The organism is Domibacillus antri, from assembly GCF_001936625.1.
GTDB lineage: Bacteria > Bacillota > Bacilli > Bacillales > Domibacillaceae > Domibacillus > Domibacillus antri.
Genome location: NZ_MSDU01000017.1, coordinates 22,605 through 47,585, shown reverse-complemented (window position 1 = coordinate 47,585; position 24,981 = coordinate 22,605). Strand labels below are relative to the sequence as shown.

Genomic DNA, 24,981 nt, shown 5'->3' with positions numbered 1-24,981 from the left:
ATGAAAGAGGCTTTGTTGTTTGTCGGCCAAATCTTTCTGTTGACTCTTTTATATCAGCTGTCAGTCGTCATTGTCACGTTTCTTCATATCCCAATTCCTGCAAGCGTATTCGGTATGATCGTTTTGCTTGTTTTACTGTCAAAAGGCCTTATACATATGCACTATGTTGAAAAAGGAGCGGCTTTCCTTAATAAACATTTGGCGTTTTTCTTTATTCCAATTGCTGTGGGTTTGATGGCGTATGGAGGATTAATTAAAACGGACGGCCTTGCTTTAATCGTGATGATTGCGGGCAGCTCGATCATCGGCTTATTTGTTACGGCGGCGCTGACAGACCGTTTATCGAAAAAAGTGAAAGGGCAAAGGAGGGAGCACAGTTGACGTTCATTTATATCGTCCTTACCATTGCGGTGTATCTGTCATCGAGAATGCTTGCCCGCCGGTTTCCATCCCCTTTTACCACACCGGTATTTACATCAACCGCTGTCCTGATTGTGCTGCTTCTTTTGGCAGATGTTTCGTATGAGCAGTACACGCCGGCAAAAGATATGATGACGTTTTTACTTGGACCGGCGACAGTCGCGCTTGCCGTCCCGCTTTATCATAACCGTGATGTATTGCGTGACCGGCTTATCCCGGCTGCTGCAGGGCTTATAGTCGGGACATTGTCGACTATCGCGTCCGCAGTCTGGATCGCCTCCGCATTCGGTCTGTCCGACACGATTCAAGCGACGTCCGCTGTCAAAGCTGTAACGACACCCGTGGCCATCGAAGCTGCCGTCATTATCGGCGGTGATCCGGCTCTCGCTGCGGCATTTGTTATGGTTGCCGGTATTTTTGGTGCTGTATTTGGTCCATTTCTGTTGACGGCCATGAATATAACAGATCCTTTTTCGAGAGGACTCGGTATCGGGACTGTTTCACACGGTATCGGGACAAGCCAGGCTGTTTTGGAAGGACCTGTACAGGGAGCTGTATCCAGCGCGGCTATGGGGTTTGCGGCAATTGTAACTTCCTTCGTGCTGCCTTGGTTTTTTCCGCTTATTCAATAAATCATTTATAAACAAAGTTTTTCGATCAGAAAGAAATCCACATAGAAAAAAAGCCGTCATCGACGACGGCTTTTTTTCGGTTACCCGATTAAAATACGTTCTCTCGGATAATGGTAGGCTTCTTTTATTTCTTTCCCGCGGATCAGGAAAAGAAGGGAGAATAACCCGACACGTCCGATAAACATAAGCATAATTAAGATCATTTTGGCCGGTGTGCTTAAATGGCTTGTAATGCCGAGTGAGGAGCCGGTCGTACCGAAAGCGGATGACACTTCATACACAATCGGCAGCAAAGCAATCTCCGGTTCCAAATAAGACATGAACATAATGGCCATACCCCAAATGAATGTTCCAGTGACCAAAACGACGAATGACCGGTGCATATCAATAGGGTGGACTTCACGGTTGAACACTTTGATCGTATTCTTGCCCCGCGCAAATGTAAAAACGCTCAATACCGCAATCGCAACGGTGGTCGTCCGGAGTCCTCCGCCGACGCTTGAAGGAGAGGCCCCGATAAACATTAAAATGGACAATAACAGCAGTGTTGGAGAAGAAAAATCGTTTAAATCCATTGTGGTCAGTCCGCCGCTTCTTGAAGCGATCGATTGAAACGCCGCGTAAAAAAAAGATTCATGCCAGTTTTTATCAGCCAAAAAGGAATGCCGTTCAAACAAATAGATACCTGCTATACCAATGATGGCTAAAATGGCGTACATGGTCACCGTTAACTTTGTAAAAAGGCTGAATCCATACTTCCGCGAGCCGCGATAGGTCATAAAATCTTTAAACTCAATCAAAACAGGAAAACCGATCGCGCCGAGAATGATTAAGATCATATTGATAAACTGCACAAAATAATCGTTTGCGTATGGAATGAGAGACGCGCCGGTAATATCGAATCCGCCGTTTGTTGTCGCGCTGATCGAAGCAAACAGTCCGTGAAGGAACGCTTCGGAAACAGTTGGATAATATTGAGTAAAGTAAATGCCCAGAATGATGGCACCAACGGCTTCAATAATCAAAATCAGCAGGAAGATTTCTCTCATTAATTTCACCAGTCCATTTAGGTCCGTCCTGTTTTGGTCCGCCATAATGAGCTGACGCTCCCGCATCCCAATCCGTTTTCCGAACAACAGCCATACCATGGAACTGAACGTCATAATCCCGACGCCGCCGACCTGCAAAATCAGCATAATAAAAAAATAACCGGTTGTGCTGAATGTATCGACGGTGCTGACCGGCGATAAACCGGTGACACTGAGCGCGCTGACGGCGACAAAGACGGCATCGATAAAAGATATATCCGCATTTGGTTTATGAGCAATCGGAATAAGCAGTAAAAAGCTTGAAAAAACAGCTCCGGTCAAATAAAGAAGAACGATCAGCTGGAATGGAGAAAGCTTTAACGCTTTTCTCACCTTTAAAGGTTTTATCATCATTCTGCTCCACCGATCATTTTCTTGTGACCATTATTTTTAAGCGGCCGGCCGCTTTTTCAAGGACATCTGCCGGCTGTACGAGTGCAATCCGGACATATCCGGCACCGCTCGTTCCAAAAGCACTTCCGGGAATCATGACGATACCTGAGCGGTCAATGGCCTCAAAGACGAACGCCCGGTCATCCGCACCATCCGGTATTTTCGCCCATAAAAACATCCCGCCCTCCGGTTTTGACACCGTCCAGCCAATGTCATGCAGCCCTTTAACAAGGACATCCCGGCGATGCACAAATTCAGAGCGAAGCCGATCCGTAATTTCTTCTGCGTGATCAAGAGCCACAGCCGCAGCCTCCTGTACCGGGGCGAACACACCGTAATCAAGATTGGACTTCAGCTGTTTCAATACCGCAATCATGTTCGAGTTTCCGGCAATATAGGCAATACGGGCTCCGGCCAGACTGAAGCTTTTGGAAAGAGAATTAATTTCGATTCCGACATCCAGAGCACCCGGAATCGATAAAAAACTGAACGGAGCTGTGCCGGTAAAATAAAATTCCGAGTACGCGGCATCATGCAAAACAGCAACGTTATAGCGCCGCGCAAAAGAAATCACTTTGTCAAAAAAAGCGGCATTCGGCATGGCCGGCACCGGATTGCCCGGCAAATTTAAGATCATAAGCTTTGCTTTTTTTGCTACTTCATCAGGAATCGCCTCTATATCCGGTAAGTAGCCATTTTCTTCAAGGAGCGGCATGTAAAAAGGAACGGCCCCGGCCAGCGTAATACCCGCTTCATATGCGACATACGCGGGGTTTGTCATGATGACGACATCGCCCGGATTGCAGAAGGCAATCGGCAAGTGAATGAGTCCTTCCTGTGAACCCATCGTTTGTAAAACATCGGTTTCAGGATTAAGCTTGACCCCGGAGCGTCGGGCATAATAATGAGAAACAGCTTGATTAAACCGCTTTGTCCCGCCCAGCGTATAACCATATGAAGAAATTTTAGCACTTTCTTCAACAAGGACATTTCGGATTCTTTCATCCGGCGGCAAGTCGGGGCTGCCTAAGCTAAGGTCGATCAGCTTCATCCCTTCGTGTCTCTTTAAATCGGTATACTGTTTTAGATCACTGAAAATAGACGGCTGAAAAGAAGCCATTTTCACTGAAGGTTCAATCATCAAAAAAGCACTCCCTGCTTGTAAATATGTATGCATGGGCTATATTTTACCATAGAGGCAGGACCTTGTGGGTGTCGAATATAAACCTTGATTGTTAACTGTAATAAAATCAGGTTGACAATAAAAAGATATGTCGATTACACTGTTAAAAACAACGTAATGGAGGCAATACACAATGCGTACAATTCATTGGATACAAGCCGCGATGTTTGCGGCAATTATGGCGGTTTTAGGCTTCTTGCCGCCAATCCCGCTCTCATTCACACCCGTACCGATATCCTTTCAAACAATCGGCGTTATGATTGCGGGAGGCATTCTTGGCTCCAGACTCGGAGCTGTCAGTCAAATCATCTTTTTGCTTGTTGTTGCAGCAGGCGCGCCGCTTCTTGCGGGCGGCCGAGGAGGCCTTGCTGTTTTTGCCGGGCCAAGCGCAGGCTTTTTAATTTCATGGATTGCCGGTGCGTTTGTGGTCGGTTTGTTGACAGAACGTGCAGCTAAATTAACGGTACGCCGGACTTTTACGGCGAATGTCATCGGTGGTGTGGCCGTCCTGTACGCCATCGGTATTCCGGTTCAATCATTCATAACCGGAGTCGGCATTCAAGAAGTGGCGATTGCAAGCATGGCTTTTATTCCGGGTGACTTGATTAAATCAGCCGCTGCGGCCGTTCTTGTTCCAAAGCTGCGGGATGCCCTGCAGGCGGTCCCGTCATTCCGCCGGGCCGCGTAAATTTTGATATAATGATGTGGGGGGATTACGAATGAATATTACATCCACATTTCCGCTCCGGGCACAATCGTGCCCGGATTCGTTGTTTATGGAGACAGAAACAAAAACCTTTACATATGGAGAATGGGAAGCCATCACGAAAAAAGCGGCAAACTGGTTATTGTCGTTCGGGCAGCCAGGTGAAACCGTTGCCCTTACCGCGGTGAATAGATGGGAATCATTGGCGCTTTTTTGTGGAGCAGCCCGTGCCGGCTGGACTTTTATGCCGCTTGATGCGCGGATGAAAGAGGCAGAAAAGGAAGAACGGCTGCGGATGGCGGTGCCACGGATTTTTATTGGAAAAGAAGAATTGGAAGCTGTAGGAGAAATGATCTTGAACACAGACCCGACTGACTTTTGCTGCCATGATGAAGAAGCCGTTTTTTATTCCGGTTTTACCTCAGGGTCAAGCGGTGTACCGAAGCAGTTTGCCAGAGGGCACCGGTCCTGGGTGAAAAGTTTTGAAGCAGGTCTTTCTGATTTTCCGCTTAATGGAAAAGAGGCGGCTATTATCTCCGGCCCTGTTCACCATTCCCTTTTTTTATATGGCGCCGCTTTTGCGTTATATTCTGGACAAAAGCTTATCCTTCATGAAAAATTTTTGCCGCATCAATGCGCCCGTACGATGAAAAATGAAAAAACGTTTGTTTTTTATGCGGTACCGACGATGCTGGAATCACTGCTGCAAATGGATCTTGATTTAAAAGGAAGAGGAATTGTCTTTTTGTCCGGCGCCGGCTGGACGGCTGAGCGGAAGCGGGAATGGATGGAACGCCACACAAACGCCGCGCTTTATGAGTTTTATGGCGCGTCTGAGTTGAGCTTTGTCTCCTATATGACGCCGGATGACTATAAACGAAAGCCGGCGTCATCAGGCAGGCCAAGCACTGGTGTGACTATTGAAATCCGCAGCGGGGGGCGGGTGGTGCCGACTGGGGAAACGGGAGTCGTTTATGTGAAAAGCCCGATGCTTTTCAGCGGATATGCCATGAATGGTTCGTATCGGATGGACATTGGAGAAGATGGTTTTTATACGGTTGGAGATGCGGGGTTTATGGATGAAGAAGGATATTTATATATTGTCGGGCGCGAACAATTTATGATCATCACTGGCGGGGTCAACGTGTATCCGGAAGAAGTAGAGAGAGTGATTTTAAATCACGCTGGAGTGAAAGAAGTGGCCGTTACATCGATCCCTGATGTACATTTAGGGGAGCGGATCATTTGTTTTTATACAGGTACTGCGAAGCCTTCTGAGCTTCAAACGTATACAAAGTCTTCTCTTTCGATTGAAAAAGTCCCGCGTAAATGGATGAACGTAGACTTACTGACCTATACGACAAACGGAAAAATTGCCCGCAGTGAAGTGAAAAGGATGGCACTGGAGGCGTTTAAATGAATGTGTTTATAACAGAAGCTTACCGGACACCGGTTGGCATAAAAGGCGGTATTTTAAAAAAAGCAGGTGCTGAACAGCTGGCGGCACCGGTGATCAAAAAGTTATCCGACAGACTTCAATCCCCTCCGAATGAAGTCATTCTGGGCAATGTCACTGGCCCGGGCGGTAATATCGCCAGACTCTCTTCCTTACTGGCAGGTTTGCCGGACACGGTCCCGGGGTTGACGATTGACCGGCAATGTTCATCCGGCTTAGAAGCGATTCGTCTCGCGGCATCGCTTATTAAATCCGGGGAAGCAGACTGCATTATTGCGGGTGGCTGCGAAAGCTCCAGTACTTCACCCCGTCCGGAAAAAGCTGTTTTTTCACCGCCGTATATAGGCGATCCGGAAATGGGGATCGCGGCGGAATGGCTGGCAGAGCGGGAACAAATTTCACGAACTGATCAGGATCATTATGCCATACTCAGCTACAATCGCTATTATGATTCTGCCGCGCGCGGGCTTTTCCAGAAGGAAGTGGTGCCGGTGAACGGAATAACGAAAGATGAAGCGGCCATGAAAAAGCGCCCGATTGAAAAGCTGGCGGGTCGGGCAAAAGCCGCTTTTCAATCGGGCGGCACTGTAACGGCCATTAATTCGTCGGCATTTAATGATGCCGCATGCGCGGTCACGCTTACTTCAAAAGCAAGCAAAGGCTTAAAAATAGTTGGCAGTGCTGCAGCAGGCGCTGACCCGAATTTCCCAGCCGCCACGCCTGTACCCGCGATTCAAAAATTGTTGAAGCATCACCATTTAACCGCCCGGGACATCGGCTTGTGGGAAATCAACGAAGCATTTGCCGTTAAAATTTTGTATACGGCCCGTGAACTAAACATTCCTATTCAAAGAATAAATGTATATGGAGGAGGACTGGCGCTTGGTCATCCATACGGTGCATCCGGTGCGATGCTTGTGCTCCGGCTGTTTTACGGCATGCCTGAAAAGCGGGTGAAATATGGCATAGCAGCTGTCGGCAGTGCCGGTGGGATTGGCGTGGCGATGCTGTTTGAATATATAAATTAATCGTTCTAACCGGTTTATCTCTCTTACGCATCGGGGTATGGTAAAAGAAACATAGAGAGGGGAGAACGGGCATGAAAAAAAGAATGGATAAATGGGGGAAATGGCGGCTGACGGCCATTCTTTTTTTGTCTGTATATGTCATTGTGATGCTGTATAACGTTTACAAGCCTCTTCCTGAAAATATCTCATACGAAAGTAAAGAATATCTTGTTTCGGAAAAAGACATTGATTTTTTCTACAATGTTTCCGGTGAACGAAATGATGAGAAGTTTTTTAAAGAGGAGATTTTCACCCGCACATTGGAAATCATTGATGAAGCAGAAGAATTTATTGTCATCGATTATTTTTTATTCAATTCTTATCACGAGAAAGATAAAGAATACCCGGGCAATGTAAAGAATATTACGGATGTGTTATTGACGAAAAAAAGAGAGAATCCTGATTTGCCGATCATTTTTATTTCGGATGAAGTGAACACATCCTATCATTCACACAGCGTGCCGGAATTTGAACAAATGAAAGCAGCTGGAATCGATGTCGTGATCACAAACATGGACCCGCTGAGAGATTCGACACCAGTCTACAGCGGCCTATACCGAATGCTGTTTTCATGGTTTGGCGGCAGCCATAACGGCTGGCTGTCAAATGCGTTTGCGGAAACAGCGCCGGATATGACGGTCCGTTCCTAATTAACCTTATTTAATGTAAAAGCCAATCATCGCAAAACCGTCACAACGGAAAAAACAACTCTCATCAGTTCAGCCAATCCGCATGATGCAAGTGCGTACTTTGCAAATGTTGCATTCGAAGTCAAAGGGGCCCTTGTCAATGACATGCTGAAAAGTGAAAAAGCGGCAGCGGATACAAGGCGTGAAACGAATTTTCCGGATGCAGTACCGAGGCATAAAGACAATGGGAATGTTCAAGTACAGCTTGTAACGGAAGGAAAGGTGCAGGAAGCCATCCGAAATGAAATCGCTTCAACGGTTCAAGGGGACGAAATATGGCTGGTCATGTTTTATTTAGCGGACCGGACCGTAATTGAAGGACTGACAGATGCAGCGAACCGTGGTGTAAAGGCGAATCTTATTCTCGATACGAATAAACATTCATTTGGCCAGAAAAAAACGGGCCTGCCCAATATTCCAATGGCGTCGGAACTGATTGAGGATACAGATGGAAAAATCGATGTGCGGTGGTATGCGCTTTCTCCCGAGCAGTTTCATCCTAAAATGATGTATGTGAAACAAAAAGAAGAAGCAGTTATCATCAGCGGATCAGCCAATCATACATCGAGAAATTTAAACAATTTTAATTTGGAAACAGACGTAAAAATTTCTGCCGCGCATGACAGCAGCATCATGACAGAAGTGGAAGGCTATTTTCATATGTTATGGGAAAACAAAGGCGCGGTTTTTACGGCAGATTATGAAGTACATGATGATGAAATGGCATTAGGCAAAAGAATCATTTATACCATTCAGAAACTCCTTCATTTTACAACGTTTTAAGTGAAAGCGGCTCTGGCCGTTTTTTGTATGTATAAAAACAATAGACCGGCTCATTCTACTTAAAAAAAGGATGGTTTGACCATGACGTGGATATTTAAAACAAAACCGGTCATCAAATCCGCTTCTGCCGTGGGCGGGCCCTTTGAAGCGAAAGGACCTCTTTCAGCGTCGTTTGATCAATTTTTTGACAGACTTTACGGCGGTGAAGCAAGTTTTGAAAAAGCACAGCGGCGTTTAATGGAAGACGCCTCTATTCATGCGCTGAAAAAAGCGAGGCTTCAAAACGAAGAAGTCGATGTTTTTTTAGCGGGAGATTTAATCAACCAAATGACCCCGACAAACTTTGCGGCACGTACACTATCCATCCCATTCATCGGTTTATTTAACGCATGCGCGACGTCAATGGCAGGTTTTATGACAGGCGCGGCTCTTATTGACGGGGGTTATGCGCAACATGTGCTGACAGCTGCAGCGAGCCATAATGCCGCTGTCGAAAAACAATTTCGTTATCCAACCGAATATGGCGGTCAAAAGCCCCCGGTTTCTCAATGGACCGCTACAGCCTGCGGAGCCGCCGTTCTATCCGGCAGCGGTGATGGTCCATACATCCATTCGGCAACACCTGGACGGGTGATGGATTACGGATTGAAAGATCCATTTAATATGGGAGCCGCGATGGCACCGGCAGCGGCAGATACCATTATTCGCCACGTTCAGGAACCTGAACAATTTGATTGTATAATAACGGGAGATTTAGGCAGAACGGGTAAGCAAATTGCAGTTAAATTATTGAAAGACAGCGGCATGGATCTATCTGACGCAACCATTTTAGACTGCGGAGAACTATTGTATGGTTCAGAACCGCAAGTGTTTTCCGGCGGGTCCGGTGCCGGCTGTTCAGCAGCTGTGACATGCGGGCATATTTATCAAAAAATGAAGTCGGGTGAGTGGACACGCGTCCTTATTGCGGCCACAGGTGCACTGCTATCCCCATTATCAGTTTTACAAAAAGATTCGATTCCATGCATTGCGCATGCAGTCGAACTCAGAATAGACAAATAACATTATATGCAAAATTCAAATTAAACTATTTTAAACAACAAGTCTATAGTCCACTATGTTAAAATGAAAGAAAACATTATAGACTGGACGTGATTGACATGCCAAGAGGTGAAGGGAAATTTTTAATTAAGCAGCGCGCTTTTTTAAAATTGTATATGATCCGATTTGTGGAAGAACATAAAATGTACGGGATGCAGGCTATGGATGAATTAAAAGCCTCTTTTAAACCATTTGGATACGAGCCAAACCATTCAGAAATATACCGGTCTTTGCACGAACTCATTGACGATGGGATTTTAATGCGCCAAAAAAAGTGCAGGAGGGGGCCAAATATAAAGAAATTGTTATTTATCAGTTTGCGGATTATGAAAAAGCCAAATTGTACAAAAAACAGGTGAAAACCGACCTGGATCGGAGTATGTCTCTTTTACGAAAAGCACTGGAAGACGTGTATTAATTTCGATATAATGCAAGTACTTATTGCTTCTGCACAGCAGGGGCTTTTTTATATATTTCGCTTGTCTAAATAACGGAAGGAGCTGCACGTTGTGAGTCAGAAGAATACAGAGTATACAGCTTATGGCATATTATTTGCGATCAGCGGAAGCCATTTTATAAATGATTCCATCCAATCTGTCGTACCCGCTATGTTTCCGATTCTTGAAAAGTCTCTGCATTTATCTTATGCGCAGCTCGGCTGGATCGCGTTTATGTTAAATATGACCTCATCGATCATGCAGCCTGTATTCGGTGCGGCTGCTGATGTGAAACCCCGGCCATATTTTTTACCATTTGCGATGGTGTTATCAACGGCCGGTGTCATCGGATATGCACTTGCGCCGAACTTTATTTTCGTTATGCTCGCCGCTTTACTGATTGGCATTGCTTCAGCTGTTTTTCACCCGGAAGGCTCGCGGGTTGCTTATATGGCGGCAGGACCAAGAAGGGGGCTTGCACAATCCATTTATCAAATGGGTGGAAATGGAGGACAGTCGCTCGCTCCTGTTTTTACTGCTCTTTTATTTGTCCCATTCGGGCAGCATGGAGCGCTGCTATTTACAAGTGTCTCGGCGGCTGGTGTGTATTTGTTATATAGAGTCTCAGTCTGGTACAGAGAACATACACCGGATAATGTACATAAAAAAGAACAAAATCATTCCGGTCAGACGATAACGAAAGCAATAAAAATTGCTGTCTTTTTGCTTATCATGTTTGTGTTCGCCCGCTCGTGGTATGCAGCTGCCATTACGAACTTTTATCAGTTTTATTTAATTGAAGATTATGCGTTTTCCATCCCAAAAGCACAGTTTTATTTGTTTGCTTTTCTTGGGGCAGGTGTAGCCGGCACGTTTTTGGGCGGCCCGCTGGCGGATCGTTTCGGACGGAAAAACATTTTGCTGTTTTCCATGATTGGCGCTTTACCATTCACATTGATGCTTCCACATTTACCGGAAAGCGCCGTCCTTCCCGTCCTGGTTCTCACTGGATTCATTATTTTATCGAGCTTCAGTGTGGCGGTTGTATACGCTCAGGAACTATTGCCGGGGAAAGTAGGAATGGCGTCGGGTCTTATTGTCGGACTTGCATTCGGAATGGGCGCAATTGGTGCGGTATTATTCGGTACGCTGGCGGATTCGTTCGGAATAAGAAGTGTGATGATCATTGCTGGTTCTCTGCCGATTTTGGGGGTTATCGCCATCTTTTTACCGTCTGATGCAATGTTACGCAGCAGGGAACAGTAAATGAAGGAATTCCTCCGATGTGACGATAGAGCGGGAGTGACTTCTCTGTTTCCAACGCATCCCCGTCCGGTTTTCGCAAAAACGGGGATTTTCTCTTTCTTTCTTCGTCAATGTTTCGTACAATTTTAAAAAAGTGATCAGGAGACAGTATGAAGAAGCAGATCATTCCACTTAGGACAAAAATATTTACACTTGTTTTTTCTCTTCTTTTTCTTATTATTGCCGGGATGTCTGCTGTTTTTTATTTCATTCAGACCGAGGAAACAGTTGAACAGGCACACCGTCTGTCGGTTCAAACCGGCCCATCCGGATTGAGTACAGAAAAGGAGATGGCGGCGATAATGGATGGTCCTCGTTAAATGAAGAAAAGGGGAATACTGTTGCGATGACATCAAGCCTTGTTATTACAAATGAATTACTCGGCTATAGCACGATGACCTATCAGGACTTTACACCGCTGGCAACAATGGCCAGCGAGTGGCAGTCTGTCATCGTCCCGGCTGATTCCCCCATCCAAACTATTGCGGATTTGATGAACCAGTTAAAAAACGACCCGGATGCAAACCCGATTGGAATTGAACCTCAGTTTGGCAACGATGATCAAATTGCGTTTGCACAGGCGGCCCGTTCAGAAGGAATCGCCGCTTCACAGCTGCGCTTTTTTCGATATGATGATGCCCCTTCCCTTGCTTCAGCTCTTCAATCCAGCGAGATCGCAGCCGCGTCATTATCTTCCTCTCAATCCGCGAAAATGCTGACAAAAGGAGAAGTGAGGATCTTAGCCATTTCATCTGAAGAAAGGCTCGACAGCATGCCGAATGTGCCTACCTGGAAAGAACAAGGCATTGATCTCGTTTTTCCACATTGGCGCGGTGTGATGGGTCCAAAAGAAATGTCTGAAGAAGAAAAAAGGCAATGGTCTGTTCTTCTATCGAAAGTTAGCGCTTCCTCGGTGTGGAAAGACGAGATGAAAAAAAACCAATGGACGCCTTTTTACCGGAACAGTATTGACACGATAAAGCTTTTGGAATCTGATACGAGAAAATACCGCCATTTCATGAATGAATGAACGAAAAAACCATTCCCGCTTTTCGGGAATGGTTTTTCAGGCGTCCGGGAGCAGTCCGAGGACAGCGAAGAAATGAAAGATGCTGGCGGCAAGAACAAAAAGATGCCAGATCATATGGTGATATTTAAATCCGCGCCATACGTAAAAAAGCGCGCCGACTGTATATAAAATGCCTCCTGTCACCAAAAAAGCAAGGGTCAACGGTGACAGTGCATCAACGAGACGGTCCCAGGCAAACACAATGAGCCAGCCCATAATGACATAGACAACCGTCGACAGAACGACGAATCTTTTTACGAAAAAGCATTTAAAGACGGTCCCGATCAGCGCCAGTCCCCAAACTGCACCAAAAAGCCACCATCCGAGCGCCCCTTTTACCGCGATAAATAAAAATGGGGTATACGTGCCTGCAATAAACAAGTAAATGGATGAATGATCAAATATCTCAAATAAGTCTTTTACTTTTCCTTGCGGGAAGCTGTGCACAAGTGTTGACGACATGTAGAGCAGAAACATGGTGATGCCAAACACCGTGAACCCGGCTAAATGCCAGCCGTTCCCATGCAATGCAGAGAAGACAATGAGCAAAACGAGTGCAGCGATACTTAATAATGCACCGATGCCATGTGTAATCGAATTCGCAATTTCTTCACCTTTTGAGAAAATGTGTGTTGTCGAACGGTCTTTCAAAAACGACAACTCCTTTCCAGCTATTAAATTGAGTTCTATTGTACCATATCCTTCTTTGTTTATTCCTGTTCGAAAATTGAAAAATGGTTTAAAGCCCTGTATAGAATTGGGTATACTAGATAAAAAAAGAAAGGGGTTTTTTTAATGGTAGAGATTCAGCATAAAGAAGGCATGTTTTATATCGAAAAGGAAGGACGGCGTGTGGCAGAAATTACGTACGTTCCTGCAGGGGAAGGGAAAATTAATGCGAATCATACGTATGTGTCGGAGGAAATGCGCGGCGTCGGAACAGCCGCTCAGCTCCTGGATGCGCTTGTCGGGTATGCGCGTGAAAACGATTTGAAAATTATCCCGACATGTTCCTATGTAGTGGCTAAATTTGCCCGCGGCAGCCAGTACGACGATGTATCGGCATTGAAATAATGAAATACGTCATTATCGGCGGCGATGCAGCCGGCATGAGTGCAGCGATGCAAATTGTTCACCATGATGAACAGGCCGACATCACCGTTTTGGAAAAAGGACGCGTTTACTCTTACGTCCAGTGCGGGCTGCCGTATGTGGTTGGCGGCTTAATAGACTCAGCGGATCAGCTCATAGCCAGAACTGTGGAAACATTTCGATCAAAATACGGCATTGATGCGCGTATTTTACATGAAGTGACGTCGGTCGATCCGGATCACCGGACTGTTTCAGGCATTAACCTTCAAAATGGGGAACCTTTTACCATTCCGTATGATCAGTTATTAATCGCAACCGGCGCAAGTCCGCTAGTACCGACATGGAAAGGCAGCGGCATCAAAACCGTTCACGTTGTAAAGACCATTCCCGATACAGAACGCCTTTTACACGATCTCCATCATAATGTTGAAGATGTCGTCATCGTCGGCGGGGGATATATCGGCCTTGAAATGGCTGAAAATATTCACCGGCTGCGAAAACGGGTGCGGATCATTCAGCGCAGCAGTTATATTGTCTCGATGTTTGCCCCGGATATGGCCGAACTTCTTCATTTGGAAGCAGAGCATCAAGGTGTTCTGCTGACTTTGAACGAACATGTACAATCTATCGAAAACGGCGAAATCAAAACAGATGTTAATACGTATAAGGCAGATCTTATTATTGCCTCTGTCGGCATTCGTCCTAATACGGCATTCTTAAAAAAGACGGGTATCCAGATGTTTGAAAACGGGGCGCTGATCGTCAATGACAAACTGGAGACCTCGATACCCGGCATTTACGCGGCGGGTGACTGTGCCACTCATTTTCATCTTGTCAAACAGAAGCCGGATTACATTCCTCTCGGCACCACCGCTAATAAACAGGGGCGCATTGCCGGATTGAATATGGCCGGTAAAAACCGCTCATTTAAAGGTGTAGCCGGCACATCCGTTATCAAGTTTTTTGATTTAATTGCAGCTTCAACAGGACTAACGGAAAAAGAGGCAAAAAAAGAGTATTCCTTATGAAACGTCCCGCATTCAAACCCGCGATAAAGCCGGCTATTATCCTGATGCGGAGCCGCTTCACCTAAAACTGGTTTATGATCCTCATACCGGTGTTTTGCTGGGCGGCCAGGCCATTGGAAAAAACGGGGCGGAAAAGCGGATTGACGTCCTCGCCGCCGCTCTTTTTAACCGGATGACAATAGAAGAGTTGGAAGATCTTGATTTAAGCTATTCTCCGCCGGTAAACGGTGTATGGGACCCGCTCCAGCAGGCGGCGCGCCGGGCAAGGTAAAGAGGTTCGTATCGTCAGGAGGGGATTTAGGATGTATGAACAAATAGTAGTGGCAGCCGATGGATCGGATCATTCATACCGGGCTGCAGAACAAGCGGTGTATTTTGCAAACCGGTCTGCCGGCTGTCTGGTGACATTGCTCCACATTATGAATGCAGATGATTCAAAAAAAGCAGTTCTTCACGAGGAAAGCCTTATTGCCGCGCAGCGGGAGCGGCAGGATCAACTCAGCCGTCATGAAGAACTGTTTGAACGGGAAGGCATCCGGTATTCTGTTTTGCTGAAACAGGGTGAACCGGGTCCGGCCATTGTAAAATAGGCAAACAGTGAAAGCGTGGATCTCGTGATTCTTGGCAGCCGCGGACTAAACAACCTGCAGCAGTTTGTGCTTGGCAGCGTCAGCCATAAAGTGGTAAAGCGTGTCGATTGTCCAGTTTTGATTGTTAAATAGAAAAGACGGCATCCTTTCAAAAGGAGCCGTCTTTTTTTTTAAGATGCATACATCGCTTTTACTTTCTTCTGCAGTTCCGCATCATCTAAATATTCGTCATACGTCATTTGTTTATCGATCACGCCGTTTGGTGTAATATCAATAATCCGGTTCGCTGTTGACTGTACGAACTGATGGTCATGTGAAGCAAAAATCAATGAGCCTTTGAAGTTGATAAGACCATTATTCAGAGCTGTAATGGATTCAAGATCAAGGTGGTTCGTCGGTTCATCGAGCAGTAAGATGTTTGCTCCGGAAAGCATCATTTTTGACAGCATACAGCGCACTTTTTCCCCTCCGGAGAGGACACTCGCTTTTTTCAGCGCTTCTTCACCCGAGAACAGCATCCGTCCAAGGAAGCCGCGAAGGAAGCTTTCACTTTCATCAGCCGGCGAAAATTGGCGCAGCCACTCAACAAGTGTCAGCTCTGACCCTTCAAAGTATTCCGAGTTATCTTTCGGGAAATAAGCCTGAGATGTCGTCACACCCCATTTATATGTGCCCTCATCCGGCTCCATTTCACCCGCTAAAATTTTGAAGAGCGCTGTTTTAGCCGCCTCGTTCGTGCCGACCAATGCAATCTTATCATCTTTATTCATAATAAAGCTTATGTTATCCAGTACTTTCACGCCGTCAATTGTTTTAGACAGACCTTCCACGCGAAGAACATCGTTGCCGATTTCACGCTCAGGCTGGAATTGAACGTATGGATAGCGGCGGGATGAAGGTTTAATATCATCAAGTGTGATTTTGTCGAGTGATTTTTTACGAGACGTCGCCTGCTTTGATTTCGATGCATTCGCACTGAAGCGGGCAATAAACGCCTGAAGTTCTTTAATCTTTTCTTCTTTTTTCTTATTCGCATCAGCCTGCAGCTTTTGGGCAAGCTGGCTTGACTCGTACCAAAAATCATAGTTTCCGGCATAAATTTGAATTTTACCAAAATCCAGATCTGCTGTGTGCGTACATACTTTATTCAAAAAGTGACGGTCGTGGGACACAACGATAACCGTGTTTTCAAAATTAATTAAGAACTCTTCCAGCCAGCGGATCGCTTCAATATCCAGATGGTTTGTCGGCTCATCCAGCAAAAGAACATCGGGTTTACCAAACAGTGCCTGGGCAAGAAGTACTTTTACCTTATCAGAACCATCCAGGTCGGACATTTGCTTATCATGGAGAGATTCCGGAATTCCGAGTCCCGAAAGCAAAATGGCTGCTTCCGATTCTGCTTCCCACCCGTTCATTTCTGCAAATTCGCCTTCAAGCTCTGCCGCACGCATCCCGTCTTCATCTGTGAAGTCCGCTTTCATATAAATGGCGTCTTTTTCTTTCATAACTTCATAAAGGCGGGCATGACCCATCATAACGGTCTCGAGCACACCAAATTCTTCATATTCAAAGTGATTCTGTTTCAAAACAGCAAGGCGCGCATCTTTCGGCATCGATACATGGCCTGTCTGCGGTTCAAGATCGCCCGACAAAATCTTAACGAACGTCGATTTACCGGCGCCGTTCGCACCGATTAATCCATAGCAGTTACCCGGAGTGAATTTTAAATTAATATCTTCAAACAATTTCTTATCGCCAAAGCGAAGACTGACATCTTGTACAGTAATCAAATTTTTTATCCTCCCAAAATAAATTCATCGCATCTGATTATATCATCACACGTATAAAAAAAGAACATATACAAATTTGAAAGCATTTTCAAATAAGAAAAAAGACTTTTTTTAATTCCGAGTAATGAAATAGGATTGACTTTACACTATTTTCTGATAAACTAAATTCATTCATACAGAGACATAATGAGTGAGGTGGAATAAATGATTACGTTTGAATCATGGAACGATGCGCAGGCACAAATCCCGGACTTTCCAGCAGATTCGGAAACGAAAGGGGCTCTTGAAACGCTTCGATGGGCCTATGAGACATACGGAGAAAAACTTGTTTATGCCTGCAGTTTCGGCATTGAAGGTATTGTCCTCATTGACTTGATCGCACAGGTAAAGCCGGACGCTGAAATTGTTTTTCTCGACACAAACTATCATTTCAAAGAAACGTACGAAACCATTGATAAAGTAAAAGCGCGCTATCCGGAATTAAATATCCGCATACAGCAGCCAGACTTAACAATTGAGGAACAGGCTACACAATTTGGTCCTGATCTTTTCAAAACGAACCCGAATAAATGCTGTGAAATCCGCAAGATTATTCCGCTTCAAAAAGCACTTGCTCCATCAACAGCCTGGATTTCCGGACTTCGACGCGAGCAGTCAGAATCAAGAGCGAACACAAACTACATCAATCTCGACAAACGTTTTGAGAAAATTAAAGTGTGCCCGCTTATTCACTGGACATGGAAAGAAGTATGGCGCTACGTAACGAAGCACGAACTTGATTACAATGTGCTTCACGACCAGGGCTATCCGAGCATTGGCTGTGCGCCGTGCACGAAACCGGCATTTTCAATGGACGACATTCGTTCCGGCCGCTGGAGCGGTTCCGGTAAAACGGAATGCGGTCTTCATACAGAAGCGTAATTTTTTTTGACGGTAAAACCAAGTATATATATATGATTTAAATGAATCGGAGGGTGTAACACACATGACAAACATCGCTGCCCATGGAGGCCACCTTATTAACCAATATCAGCCGGATCTTGATTTATCCGGCATCACAAAAGAAGTCGAACTAGATGCAACAGCGTTGAGTGATCTTGAATTGATCGCAACTGGCGCATTCAGTCCATTAACAGGCTTTCTCACAGAAAAAGATTACCAGAGCGTTGTAAAGGATATGCGTCTCGCAAACGGCACAGTTTGGAGCCTGCCGATTACATTGCCTGTAAAAGATGCTTCAGGTTATGCAACAGGAGATAGTGTTCTTTTGAAGCAAAACGGTGTTGTTTACGGCGTTTTAAACATTACAGACATTTACGAGCCAGATCAAAAAGTGGAAGCGCAAAACGTATATAAAACAACAGAAGAAGCACATCCCGGCGTGAAAAAAGTATACGACCGCGGCCACATTTATCTTGGCGGACCGGTTACACTTGTCAAACGGATTGAACGCGAAAAATTTGCGGAGTTTTACTTTGATCCAGCGGAAACACGCCGCATTTTTAAAGAGAACGGGTGGAAAAGCGTCGTTGGTTTCCAAACGCGCAATCCGGTTCACCGTGCGCATGAGTACATTCAAAAATCTGCGCTTGAAATCGTCGACGCATTATTGTTGAATCCTCTCGTTGGCGAAACAAAATCCGATGATATTTCAGCGGAAATCCGAATGGAGAGCTATCAAGTATTGCTTCGTGACTATTACCCGGCTGACCGGGTGAAGCTTGCAGTATTCCCGGCGGCAATGCGCTACGCTGGGCCTCGTGAAGCTATCTTCCATGCGCTTGTCCGTAAAAACTATGGCTGCACACATTTTATTGTCGGCCGTGATCACGCGGGAGTTGGTGACTATTACGGCACATATGAGGCGCAGGAAATTTTCTCGAACTTTACAGCAGAAGAAATCGGCATTTCTCTTTTGTTCTTTGAACATAGCTTCTACTGCACAAAATGCGGCAACATGGCATCGTCCAAAACATGCCCGCACGGCAAGGAAGATCATGTGATTCTTTCCGGTACGAAAGTGCGTGAAATGCTTCGTTCCGGTCAGGTTCCGCCAGCTGAATTCAGCCGCAAAGAAGTGGTTGAAGTATTAATCCGCGGAATGAAAGAAACGGCGAACAGCTAAGAAGGAGCGTATACACATGACTAACAATAATATCGTCTGGCATGAACAATCATTGACAAAAGAAGAACGCCGCAAAAAAAACGGACATCACAGCTCGGTTCTCTGGTTTACCGGGCTGTCGGGCTCCGGCAAATCAACTGTTGCAAATGCAGCAGCACGCCGTTTATTTGATCTCGGCGTAAGCACGTATGTATTAGACGGTGACAATGTCCGTCACGGATTAAATAAAGACTTGGGCTTTTCCGATGAAGCGCGTAAAGAAAATATCCGCCGCATCGGTGAAGTGGCGAAATTATTCGTTGACAGCGGTCAAATGGTCTTTACAGCCTTTATTTCTCCATTCCGCGAAGATCGTGAAACTGTTCGTGCACTTCTTGAAGAAGGCGAGTTTATCGAAGTATTTGTAGAATGCCCAATTGAAAAATGCGAAGAGCGCGATCCTAAAGGACTATACAAAAAGGCGCGCGCTGGAGAAATCCCTGAGTTTACAGGCATCTCGTCCCCGTATGAAGCACCTGATAAACCGGAGCTTGTGTTGAACACCGACCAATATTCTGTTGATGAGTGTGTTGATCAGCTTGTGGACTATTTAAAGAAAAATAACTGGCTGTAACGAGCTGCATAAGCATGTATTTATACCGATTTGACATTGTTTTAACGAGTGGAGAAACAGTGCAGGCTGTTATCCTGGCAGAAAATGATGAACAAGCTTTCAGCCAGGTCGATGACGAACTTGAAAAGTTTTATGTCACACTACCTGACTACAAAGAAGTTACACTGTACGAAAAGAAACGAATCCGAGGCGGAGCAGGGTACATCCCCCCTGCTCCCGGAACGGATACACGATAAGATAGAGATAGAGATAGAGAGAAACGCACAATGAACGGAGGTGGCACGATGGGCAAAATTTGGCTTGTCGGTGCAGGTCCGGGTGATCCGGATTTAATTACGGTAAAGGGATTAAAGGCGATACAGCAGGCAGATGTCATTTTATACGACCGATTAATCAGCATGGAATTACTTGATCATGCCAAAGAAGGTACAGAACTGATTTTCTGCGGAAAGCTGCCGGACCGTCACTTTGTTCAGCAGGAAAACATCAATGAAATTCTTGTTGAGCATGCGAAAGAAGGGAAACAGGTTGTCCGTTTAAAAGGCGGAGATCCTTTTGTTTTCGGACGCGGAGGCGAGGAAGCGGCATACGCTGTACAGCATGGCATTGACTTTGAAGTGGTGCCGGGTATTACATCAGGCATTGCAGCCCCTGCCTATGCCGGCATCCCTGTTACACACCGTGATCACGGCGCATCATTTGCTATCGTGACTGGCCACCGTAAAGAAGGTGCAGACGAGGAAATGAAATGGGCGTCTCTTGCAAAAGGAATCGATACGATCGCCATTTATATGGGCGTCAAAAATCTTCCGTACATTCAAGAGCAGCTCCTAAAACACGGTAAGCCGCCTGAGACGCCCGCTGCCCTCATTCACTGGGGAACGACAGCGAAACAGCAAACCGTCACCGGTACATTAACGGATATTTATGACGTGGCCCAAAAAGAAGGCATTACGAATCCAAGCATGATTATTGTCGGCGAAGTGGTGAAGATGCGTGATACACTGCAATGGTTTGAAGAACAAAAAGCGGCAGGTATAGAGCCATGAAAGCCGTCCTCTATATTTGCCACGGCAGTCGTGTCAAAGAAGGAGCGAGACAAGCGGCGGCGTTTATTGAAGAGACAATGCCGCTTGTTAATGCACCTATCCAAGAAATCTGCTATTTAGAGCTTGCAAAACCGTCGATTGAAGAAGGGCTTGCGAGCTGTGTAAAGAAAGGCGCAACAGAAGTCACTGTGATCCCATTTCTTCTTTTAACAGCCGGCCATGCAAAAGCAGACATTCCGGAAGAATTGTTTAATGCGGCCCAATCCTATCCGGACTTGACGATTCGCTACGGACGTCCGCTCGGTGTGCACGAGCATATCATTGATGTGCTGATTGATCGTATGAGGGAAGCAGCACCTGTTCAGGAAAATGCAAGTGTACTGCTCGTTGGACGTGGCAGCAGTGATCCCGAAACGAAACAGGATTTTGATCATATTGTCCGCCTTTTCAAAAAGAAAACCAAGTTATCCGATGTACATATTGGATATTTAGCTGCCTGTGAACCGTCTTTTGATGATGCACTCCTCTCTTTGACTGCCGCAAAGCCGAAGCAGTTGTTTATCGTCCCGTATTTGCTGTTTACCGGCGTTTTAACGAAAACAATGGAGCGCACAGTCAAAAATCTTAAAACGGATTCAGAAGTGCATTTATGCCGTCATCTTGGCTATGATCCGGTTATTGGAGAAATACTTGCTGAGCGGGTGAATGAAGCGGCACAGGAGGAACCAATATGTTTCCGGTCATGATTGATGTAACCAACCAAAAGATTGTGATCGCGGGAGGCGGCCCGATCGCTTTTCATAAAGTGGAAAACCTGCTTCGTTTCGGCATCTGCGCTCATATCATCAGTCCGGATTTTCATCCGGAAATTGAAAAACTGGCAGCCGAGCAAAAAGTGATATTGCACCGAAAAAAAGTGGAATGGGACGATGTGAAAGATGCCTTTCTGATTATGCTTGTCACAGACGACTCAGAAGCGAATGAGCGAATAGCGGGACTTGCGAAGGAACACGGAAAGCTCGTCGTTCACGCGGAACAAACACATCTTGGCAACGCACAAATACCAGCTGTGCTGATTCGGGGTAAATTAATGATCAGCGTCTCAACTGGAGGAGCAAGTCCCACATTATCAAAAGAGATCCGTGATCAGCTGGAAGATCAATTTGATGAGCGGTATGAAGACTACCTCGATTTCTTATATGACACACGGCAGTATATCAAAAAGTATATTGACAGCCGTCCTGAACGACGGAAATGGCTGAAAAAAGCGGCAAATTCACTCTATCTTGATCACCCGGAAGAGAGGGAGCGGTTTACGGCAGAGTTAACCTCTGCCTACCCAGCTTTGTAGACAACAGGAGGAACAGTTATGGAACGTTTTTTAATACTTGCACTCGTCGGCCTTGCCGCTCAGCTCGTTGACGGGTCGCTCGGAATGGGCTACGGCCTCACATCAACTACATTATTGCTCACTGCAGGCATTGCACCGGCCATTGCATCTGCTTCTGTCCATATGGCAGAGGTCGTTACAACCGCTGCTTCCGGCATGAGCCATAGACGTTTCGGCAACGTGGATAAAGCGATGCTGAGAAAATTAATTATCCCTGGTGCCATCGGTGCATTTGCTGGTGCTACTTTTTTAAGCAATTTGACGGGAGACAATGTGCGGCTTTACGTTTCATCATTCCTGCTCTGTCTTGGACTTTACATTCTGGCGCGGTTTTTATTTTTGAATGATGCCCGCAAGCAAAAGCCGAAACCGCCGACAAACCGTTTTTATGCTCCACTCGGATTTGTTGCCGGGTTTTTTGATGCAAGCGGAGGGGGCGGATGGGGTCCAATTGCCACACCGGCTCTATTATCTCAAAAAGGGATGCAGCCGCGTATGGTTATTGGAACCGTCGCCGCAAGTGAATTTGCTGTTGCCTTATCAGCCACCATCGGATTTATGATTTCGCTCGGACCGGAAAAAATTAACTGGACGTGGGCAGGTGCGATTATGCTCGGCGGCGTTATCGCCGCACCAATTGCAGCATGGATCGTCAAAAGCCTGCCTACACGTGTATTAGCTGTCATCGTCAGCGGCATGCTTATCATGACAAACTTAAGCGCGATTTTAAATTATACAACCATTTCAGCAGGAGCAGAGAAAATTATTTTCATTGCACTTGTAATTATCTGGATTCCACTGACAGGCTATATGATTAAAAAAGAGCGCAAAGCCAGCCAAAAACAACATAATATGAATGCAGCAGAGAAAACATCCTAAGGGGGGTGTTTTCTTTTTCTGTTTTTAATGAGAAATAAAGAATATCGATTTGGGCGAGTGGCTATATGAGGTCTAAAAACAAAGAAATAACAGCATTTAAGAAAAGAACGGCTTATAAACCAAGATATCAATAATGTGAAAATCTGGTCTGTAAACAATCATTCTGTACATATCTGTTGTTATTTTTAAATCATCATTCGTTTCATGTCTTTATTATTAGAAGGTCACGAAGCGATTGACTACGAATATTACAAAATGAAATACCTGTAAAAGAACGAAAAAAACTGATTTTTGCTGGCAATTGAAATTTTATTTTTTCTCATTATTTAAAGTTTACTTTTAAAATGAGAAAAATCCCTATAACTGCCGATAATAAATATTATGTTAACTTTAAAAATAAAATAAGAACTACTTATCCTTATTGATCTTCCCCTCTCTTGGCCGTTGTAACAACCAAATTAATTTTCTTTTTTTATTTTCACATCCTTTTTCGGTTTTCCAGTAAGCTCATGCTGCTTAACATTATCTTACTTCTTAAAGGTTTGGCTGAATTTGTTTTCTACAATATCTTTTTAAAGCTAAAATGAGAAAAATTACAGGGTTTTACAAAGAAAATATTATTCATTAAAAATATTTTTAAATCCATAGTTGCGTTAATAACACCTGGTCTTATGTAGGAAGTTATTTTTTATGTGTTTGATTGACCGCAATAACCTGTCAACAATTCTCCTTCTATTAAACCAATCGCTTTTTGTTCGGAACAATGATAAACTACGTCTAGCAGCGATATAAAGCGGATGGGCGGTTGGCACTCCCTTGAGAAAGGGGGTGTTAAAATGGTGACTTACGAAGCAATGAATATGCTTTTTCAATTCGGCATGTTCCTCGCAACTACAGCAACAGCTGTCGTCGCGGTGATTGCTCTTTACACCAATAGAAAAAAGTAACCACCCTCCGCTAACTTGACCGGTAAGCAGGGTGATTACTCTTTGAGCTAAACATTCCTCAACTGGCCAGCCGCTCTTCAGGCGGTATGTCAGCTGCGTCAACCGGGTGCTAGTAACACCCGGTCTTTTTTTGTATATAAACAGTGTACCACATTTTCAATTATTTATGCACGGAAGTTCAATTTTGTCTTTTGCCTCTATTTGAAACCTTTTGAATTCCTTTCCCCTCGTCTGCAATCACTGTCCAATTCTCACCGGCATCATAACTTAAAAGAATGTTGTTTTCGCTCGTGGAAAAGGCAATTGTTTGGTTGTCCTTAGGATTGGCTGCAATGAATGTAATGAACTCTCCTTCATTCAGTGAAGGAATATCGATTGTGGCAGTGTCAAAAGACGTTAAATCCACCATTGTTAATGACGCCGTGCCGTCCATCGAACCGGCCCATAACGTATCATTAAATGAGAAGGTGAGTGCGGAAACCGCTGCACCTGATAAAACGGGTTTAAAATTCTCCCCATGATCCGTCGATAGAAACGCGCCTTGATCAGTCCCTGCGGCGACGGAATGTGCATGGTCCGGATGTACCGCAATGGAAGAAGCCTGACCCATTAAATTGGCCGCTTTGCTTTGTGTCCATGTGGCCGCTTCATCCGTTGAAAAATATAAACCCGCATTTTCCATGATCGAGTTAGGGGCCGGATTGAAAAGATAAATCGCTTTTGAATGATAACCAGCAGCCATTCCGTGAAAATCGACTTCGCCGTATAGAGCAAGCGGTTCAATCTCAGCACCAAAAGGATCGCTCTTTACAATCCCCATCGGATCTTTTAAATCGCTGCCCGGGGAAGGATGACCGCTGCTGTAAAAGCCATTATCCGTTATCGAAAAACCCATGTAGTCATGCGAATCATGCGGCGATTTCTGCCAGCCTTCTTCATTAAATATTCTTAACCCGTCATGTGCCGGTACGATTACATTTTTTCCGTCATTTGTAAACCCTAAACCGTGAATATGATCGAAACGAACACTACTCCCCTCCTCGTTTCGTCCCGCAGCGATCAAAGCCGCTGCACCGGCTATAATCAGCAATATAGCCGCCGTCACCATCATGCGGCTTTTTTTCGTTTTAAAAAATGCATTCATGA

26 protein-coding genes and 3 pseudogenes are annotated in these 24,981 nt (G+C 45.3%); 24 read left to right on the top strand and 5 right to left on the bottom strand.

Features of this window, described 5'->3' with window-relative positions:
* Together BTO30_RS09210 and BTO30_RS09205 are read left to right on the top strand one after the other, a co-directional pair.
* Entirely contained in the window at positions 1–381 is a 381-nt protein-coding gene (locus BTO30_RS09210) for a CidA/LrgA family protein (protein WP_075398512.1), read from the top strand.
* Positions 382–428: 47 nt separating this feature from the next.
* Positions 429–1,052, top strand: coding sequence for an LrgB family protein (locus tag BTO30_RS09205; RefSeq protein WP_245796413.1), 624 nt, complete (start codon positions 429–431; stop codon positions 1,050–1,052).
* 80 nt (positions 1,053–1,132) lie between these two features.
* On the opposite strand, the gene BTO30_RS09200 is transcribed toward BTO30_RS09205, so the two are convergent.
* Positions 1,133–2,494 (bottom strand): TrkH family potassium uptake protein, encoded by a 1,362-nt coding sequence (locus tag BTO30_RS09200; RefSeq protein WP_425429450.1) that lies wholly within the window; start codon positions 2,492–2,494, stop codon positions 1,133–1,135.
* Positions 2,495–2,507: 13 nt separating this feature from the next.
* A complete protein-coding gene (locus BTO30_RS09195) occupies positions 2,508–3,677 on the bottom strand; it encodes an aminotransferase class I/II-fold pyridoxal phosphate-dependent enzyme (RefSeq protein ID WP_075398432.1) in 1,170 nt (389 codons plus the stop codon).
* Positions 3,678–3,849: 172 nt separating this feature from the next.
* On the opposite strand from BTO30_RS09195, the gene BTO30_RS09190 reads away from it, so the two are divergent.
* From BTO30_RS09190 to BTO30_RS09150, 10 genes and pseudogenes are all read left to right on the top strand, one after another.
* On the top strand, positions 3,850–4,404 hold the full coding sequence (locus BTO30_RS09190) for a biotin transporter BioY (protein ID WP_075398431.1): 555 nt from the start codon (positions 3,850–3,852) through the stop codon (positions 4,402–4,404).
* A gap of 31 nt (positions 4,405–4,435) precedes the next feature.
* Positions 4,436–5,842: an AMP-binding protein gene (locus BTO30_RS09185; protein WP_075398430.1), complete on the top strand. Its 1,407-nt coding sequence runs from the start codon at positions 4,436–4,438 to the stop codon at positions 5,840–5,842.
* On the top strand, positions 5,839–6,906 hold the full coding sequence (locus BTO30_RS09180; RefSeq protein ID WP_075398429.1) for an acetyl-CoA C-acyltransferase: 1,068 nt from the start codon (positions 5,839–5,841) through the stop codon (positions 6,904–6,906). Before BTO30_RS09185 ends, BTO30_RS09180 begins: the two co-directional genes overlap by 4 nt.
* Positions 6,907–6,977: 71 nt before the next feature.
* On the top strand, positions 6,978–7,595 hold the full coding sequence (locus BTO30_RS16840) for a phospholipase D-like domain-containing protein (protein WP_083632349.1): 618 nt from the start codon (positions 6,978–6,980) through the stop codon (positions 7,593–7,595).
* 144 nt (positions 7,596–7,739) lie between these two features.
* Positions 7,740–8,417: a phospholipase D-like domain-containing protein gene (locus tag BTO30_RS16835; protein WP_083632348.1), complete on the top strand. Its 678-nt coding sequence runs from the start codon at positions 7,740–7,742 to the stop codon at positions 8,415–8,417.
* A gap of 81 nt (positions 8,418–8,498) precedes the next feature.
* Positions 8,499–9,479 carry a stage V sporulation protein AD gene (spoVAD, locus tag BTO30_RS09170; protein WP_075398428.1) on the top strand — a complete coding sequence of 327 codons (981 nt, stop codon included), beginning with the start codon at positions 8,499–8,501 and terminating at the stop codon, positions 9,477–9,479.
* A gap of 167 nt (positions 9,480–9,646) precedes the next feature.
* A pseudogene (locus BTO30_RS09165) lies at positions 9,647–9,936 on the top strand (Replication termination protein).
* 82 nt (positions 9,937–10,018) lie between these two features.
* Positions 10,019–11,221, top strand: a complete 1,203-nt coding sequence (locus BTO30_RS09160; protein ID WP_075398427.1) for an MFS transporter — start codon at positions 10,019–10,021, stop codon at positions 11,219–11,221.
* Positions 11,222–11,370: 149 nt separating this feature from the next.
* Complete coding sequence (locus BTO30_RS09155) at positions 11,371–11,580, top strand: hypothetical protein (protein WP_075398426.1); 210 nt, start codon at positions 11,371–11,373, stop codon at positions 11,578–11,580.
* Positions 11,526–12,290: a tripartite tricarboxylate transporter substrate-binding protein gene (locus tag BTO30_RS09150; protein ID WP_083632347.1), complete on the top strand. Its 765-nt coding sequence runs from the start codon at positions 11,526–11,528 to the stop codon at positions 12,288–12,290. Before BTO30_RS09155 ends, BTO30_RS09150 begins: the two co-directional genes overlap by 55 nt.
* Before the next feature lie 36 nt (positions 12,291–12,326).
* On the opposite strand, the gene trhA is transcribed toward BTO30_RS09150, so the two are convergent.
* Positions 12,327–12,980: a PAQR family membrane homeostasis protein TrhA gene (trhA, locus tag BTO30_RS09145; RefSeq protein ID WP_075398424.1), complete on the bottom strand. Its 654-nt coding sequence runs from the start codon at positions 12,978–12,980 to the stop codon at positions 12,327–12,329.
* 144 nt (positions 12,981–13,124) lie between these two features.
* Between trhA and BTO30_RS09140 the strand changes: the two genes are divergently transcribed.
* The 3 genes and pseudogenes from BTO30_RS09140 to BTO30_RS09130 all read left to right on the top strand — a co-directional run bounded on the left by BTO30_RS09140 (position 13,125) and on the right by BTO30_RS09130 (position 15,171).
* Positions 13,125–13,403, top strand: a complete 279-nt coding sequence (locus BTO30_RS09140) for a GNAT family N-acetyltransferase (protein WP_075398423.1) — start codon at positions 13,125–13,127, stop codon at positions 13,401–13,403.
* A pseudogene (locus BTO30_RS09135) lies at positions 13,403–14,720 on the top strand (FAD-dependent oxidoreductase). The gene BTO30_RS09140 and the pseudogene BTO30_RS09135 overlap by 1 nt, the downstream one beginning before the upstream one ends.
* Positions 14,721–14,751: 31 nt before the next feature.
* Positions 14,752–15,171 (top strand): annotated as a pseudogene (locus BTO30_RS09130) (universal stress protein).
* Positions 15,172–15,209: 38 nt separating this feature from the next.
* Here BTO30_RS09130 and BTO30_RS09125 read toward each other — a convergent pair.
* Complete coding sequence (locus BTO30_RS09125; protein WP_075398422.1) at positions 15,210–16,832, bottom strand: ABC-F family ATP-binding cassette domain-containing protein; 1,623 nt, start codon at positions 16,830–16,832, stop codon at positions 15,210–15,212.
* Between the two features lie 204 nt (positions 16,833–17,036).
* On the opposite strand from BTO30_RS09125, the gene BTO30_RS09120 reads away from it, so the two are divergent.
* The 9 genes from BTO30_RS09120 to BTO30_RS17640 all read left to right on the top strand — a co-directional run bounded on the left by BTO30_RS09120 (position 17,037) and on the right by BTO30_RS17640 (position 23,835).
* Positions 17,037–17,753 (top strand): phosphoadenylyl-sulfate reductase, encoded by a 717-nt coding sequence (locus tag BTO30_RS09120; RefSeq protein ID WP_075398421.1) that lies wholly within the window; start codon positions 17,037–17,039, stop codon positions 17,751–17,753.
* A gap of 64 nt (positions 17,754–17,817) precedes the next feature.
* A complete protein-coding gene (gene sat, locus BTO30_RS09115; RefSeq protein ID WP_075398420.1) occupies positions 17,818–18,957 on the top strand; it encodes a sulfate adenylyltransferase in 1,140 nt (379 codons plus the stop codon).
* 16 nt (positions 18,958–18,973) lie between these two features.
* Positions 18,974–19,570 (top strand): adenylyl-sulfate kinase, encoded by a 597-nt coding sequence (cysC, locus tag BTO30_RS09110; protein WP_075398419.1) that lies wholly within the window; start codon positions 18,974–18,976, stop codon positions 19,568–19,570.
* Positions 19,571–19,584: 14 nt separating this feature from the next.
* Entirely contained in the window at positions 19,585–19,806 is a 222-nt protein-coding gene (locus tag BTO30_RS09105; protein WP_075398418.1) for a DUF3906 family protein, read from the top strand.
* A 48-nt stretch (positions 19,807–19,854) separates the two neighbouring features.
* Positions 19,855–20,619, top strand: coding sequence for a uroporphyrinogen-III C-methyltransferase (gene cobA / locus BTO30_RS09100; protein WP_143331931.1), 765 nt, complete (start codon positions 19,855–19,857; stop codon positions 20,617–20,619).
* Positions 20,616–21,365: a sirohydrochlorin chelatase gene (locus tag BTO30_RS09095; RefSeq protein ID WP_075398416.1), complete on the top strand. Its 750-nt coding sequence runs from the start codon at positions 20,616–20,618 to the stop codon at positions 21,363–21,365. The genes cobA and BTO30_RS09095 overlap by 4 nt, the downstream gene beginning before the upstream one ends.
* A complete protein-coding gene (locus BTO30_RS09090) occupies positions 21,350–21,970 on the top strand; it encodes an NAD(P)-dependent oxidoreductase (RefSeq protein ID WP_075398415.1) in 621 nt (206 codons plus the stop codon). The genes BTO30_RS09095 and BTO30_RS09090 overlap by 16 nt, the downstream gene beginning before the upstream one ends.
* A gap of 18 nt (positions 21,971–21,988) precedes the next feature.
* Complete coding sequence (locus BTO30_RS09085; protein WP_075398414.1) at positions 21,989–22,888, top strand: sulfite exporter TauE/SafE family protein; 900 nt, start codon at positions 21,989–21,991, stop codon at positions 22,886–22,888.
* Positions 22,889–23,724: 836 nt separating this feature from the next.
* Complete coding sequence (locus BTO30_RS17640) at positions 23,725–23,835, top strand: putative holin-like toxin (protein ID WP_245796403.1); 111 nt, start codon at positions 23,725–23,727, stop codon at positions 23,833–23,835.
* 178 nt (positions 23,836–24,013) lie between these two features.
* Here BTO30_RS17640 and BTO30_RS09080 read toward each other — a convergent pair whose 3' ends face one another.
* Positions 24,014–24,979, bottom strand: coding sequence for a F510_1955 family glycosylhydrolase (locus BTO30_RS09080; protein WP_075398413.1), 966 nt, complete (start codon positions 24,977–24,979; stop codon positions 24,014–24,016).
* Positions 24,980–24,981: the final 2 nt, after the last annotated feature.

Excerpts from the sequence above, each read along its gene's own strand:
- BTO30_RS09090 (WP_075398415.1), top strand. The coding sequence starts at position 21,350 with ATGTTTCCGGTCATGATTGATGTAACCAACCAAAAGATTGTGATCGCG.
- BTO30_RS09180 (WP_075398429.1), top strand. The coding sequence starts at position 5,839 with ATGAATGTGTTTATAACAGAAGCTTACCGGACACCGGTTGGCATAAAA.
- BTO30_RS09190 (WP_075398431.1), top strand. The coding sequence starts at position 3,850 with ATGCGTACAATTCATTGGATACAAGCCGCGATGTTTGCGGCAATTATG.
- spoVAD (WP_075398428.1), top strand. The coding sequence starts at position 8,499 with ATGACGTGGATATTTAAAACAAAACCGGTCATCAAATCCGCTTCTGCC.
- BTO30_RS09210 (WP_075398512.1), top strand. The coding sequence starts at position 1 with ATGAAAGAGGCTTTGTTGTTTGTCGGCCAAATCTTTCTGTTGACTCTT.
- BTO30_RS17640 (WP_245796403.1), top strand. The coding sequence starts at position 23,725 with ATGGTGACTTACGAAGCAATGAATATGCTTTTTCAATTCGGCATGTTC.
- BTO30_RS09200 (WP_425429450.1), bottom strand. The coding sequence starts at position 2,494 with ATGATGATAAAACCTTTAAAGGTGAGAAAAGCGTTAAAGCTTTCTCCA.
- BTO30_RS16840 (WP_083632349.1), top strand. The coding sequence starts at position 6,978 with ATGAAAAAAAGAATGGATAAATGGGGGAAATGGCGGCTGACGGCCATT.
- sat (WP_075398420.1), top strand. The coding sequence starts at position 17,818 with ATGACAAACATCGCTGCCCATGGAGGCCACCTTATTAACCAATATCAG.
- cobA (WP_143331931.1), top strand. The coding sequence starts at position 19,855 with ATGGGCAAAATTTGGCTTGTCGGTGCAGGTCCGGGTGATCCGGATTTA.
- cysC (WP_075398419.1), top strand. The coding sequence starts at position 18,974 with ATGACTAACAATAATATCGTCTGGCATGAACAATCATTGACAAAAGAA.
- BTO30_RS09085 (WP_075398414.1), top strand. The coding sequence starts at position 21,989 with ATGGAACGTTTTTTAATACTTGCACTCGTCGGCCTTGCCGCTCAGCTC.
- BTO30_RS09155 (WP_075398426.1), top strand. The coding sequence starts at position 11,371 with ATGAAGAAGCAGATCATTCCACTTAGGACAAAAATATTTACACTTGTT.
- BTO30_RS16835 (WP_083632348.1), top strand. The coding sequence starts at position 7,740 with ATGCTGAAAAGTGAAAAAGCGGCAGCGGATACAAGGCGTGAAACGAAT.
- BTO30_RS09185 (WP_075398430.1), top strand. The coding sequence starts at position 4,436 with ATGAATATTACATCCACATTTCCGCTCCGGGCACAATCGTGCCCGGAT.
- BTO30_RS09095 (WP_075398416.1), top strand. The coding sequence starts at position 20,616 with ATGAAAGCCGTCCTCTATATTTGCCACGGCAGTCGTGTCAAAGAAGGA.
- BTO30_RS09080 (WP_075398413.1), bottom strand. The coding sequence starts at position 24,979 with ATGAATGCATTTTTTAAAACGAAAAAAAGCCGCATGATGGTGACGGCG.
- BTO30_RS09205 (WP_245796413.1), top strand. The coding sequence starts at position 429 with ATGCTTGCCCGCCGGTTTCCATCCCCTTTTACCACACCGGTATTTACA.
- BTO30_RS09120 (WP_075398421.1), top strand. The coding sequence starts at position 17,037 with ATGATTACGTTTGAATCATGGAACGATGCGCAGGCACAAATCCCGGAC.
- BTO30_RS09105 (WP_075398418.1), top strand. The coding sequence starts at position 19,585 with ATGTATTTATACCGATTTGACATTGTTTTAACGAGTGGAGAAACAGTG.
- BTO30_RS09140 (WP_075398423.1), top strand. The coding sequence starts at position 13,125 with ATGGTAGAGATTCAGCATAAAGAAGGCATGTTTTATATCGAAAAGGAA.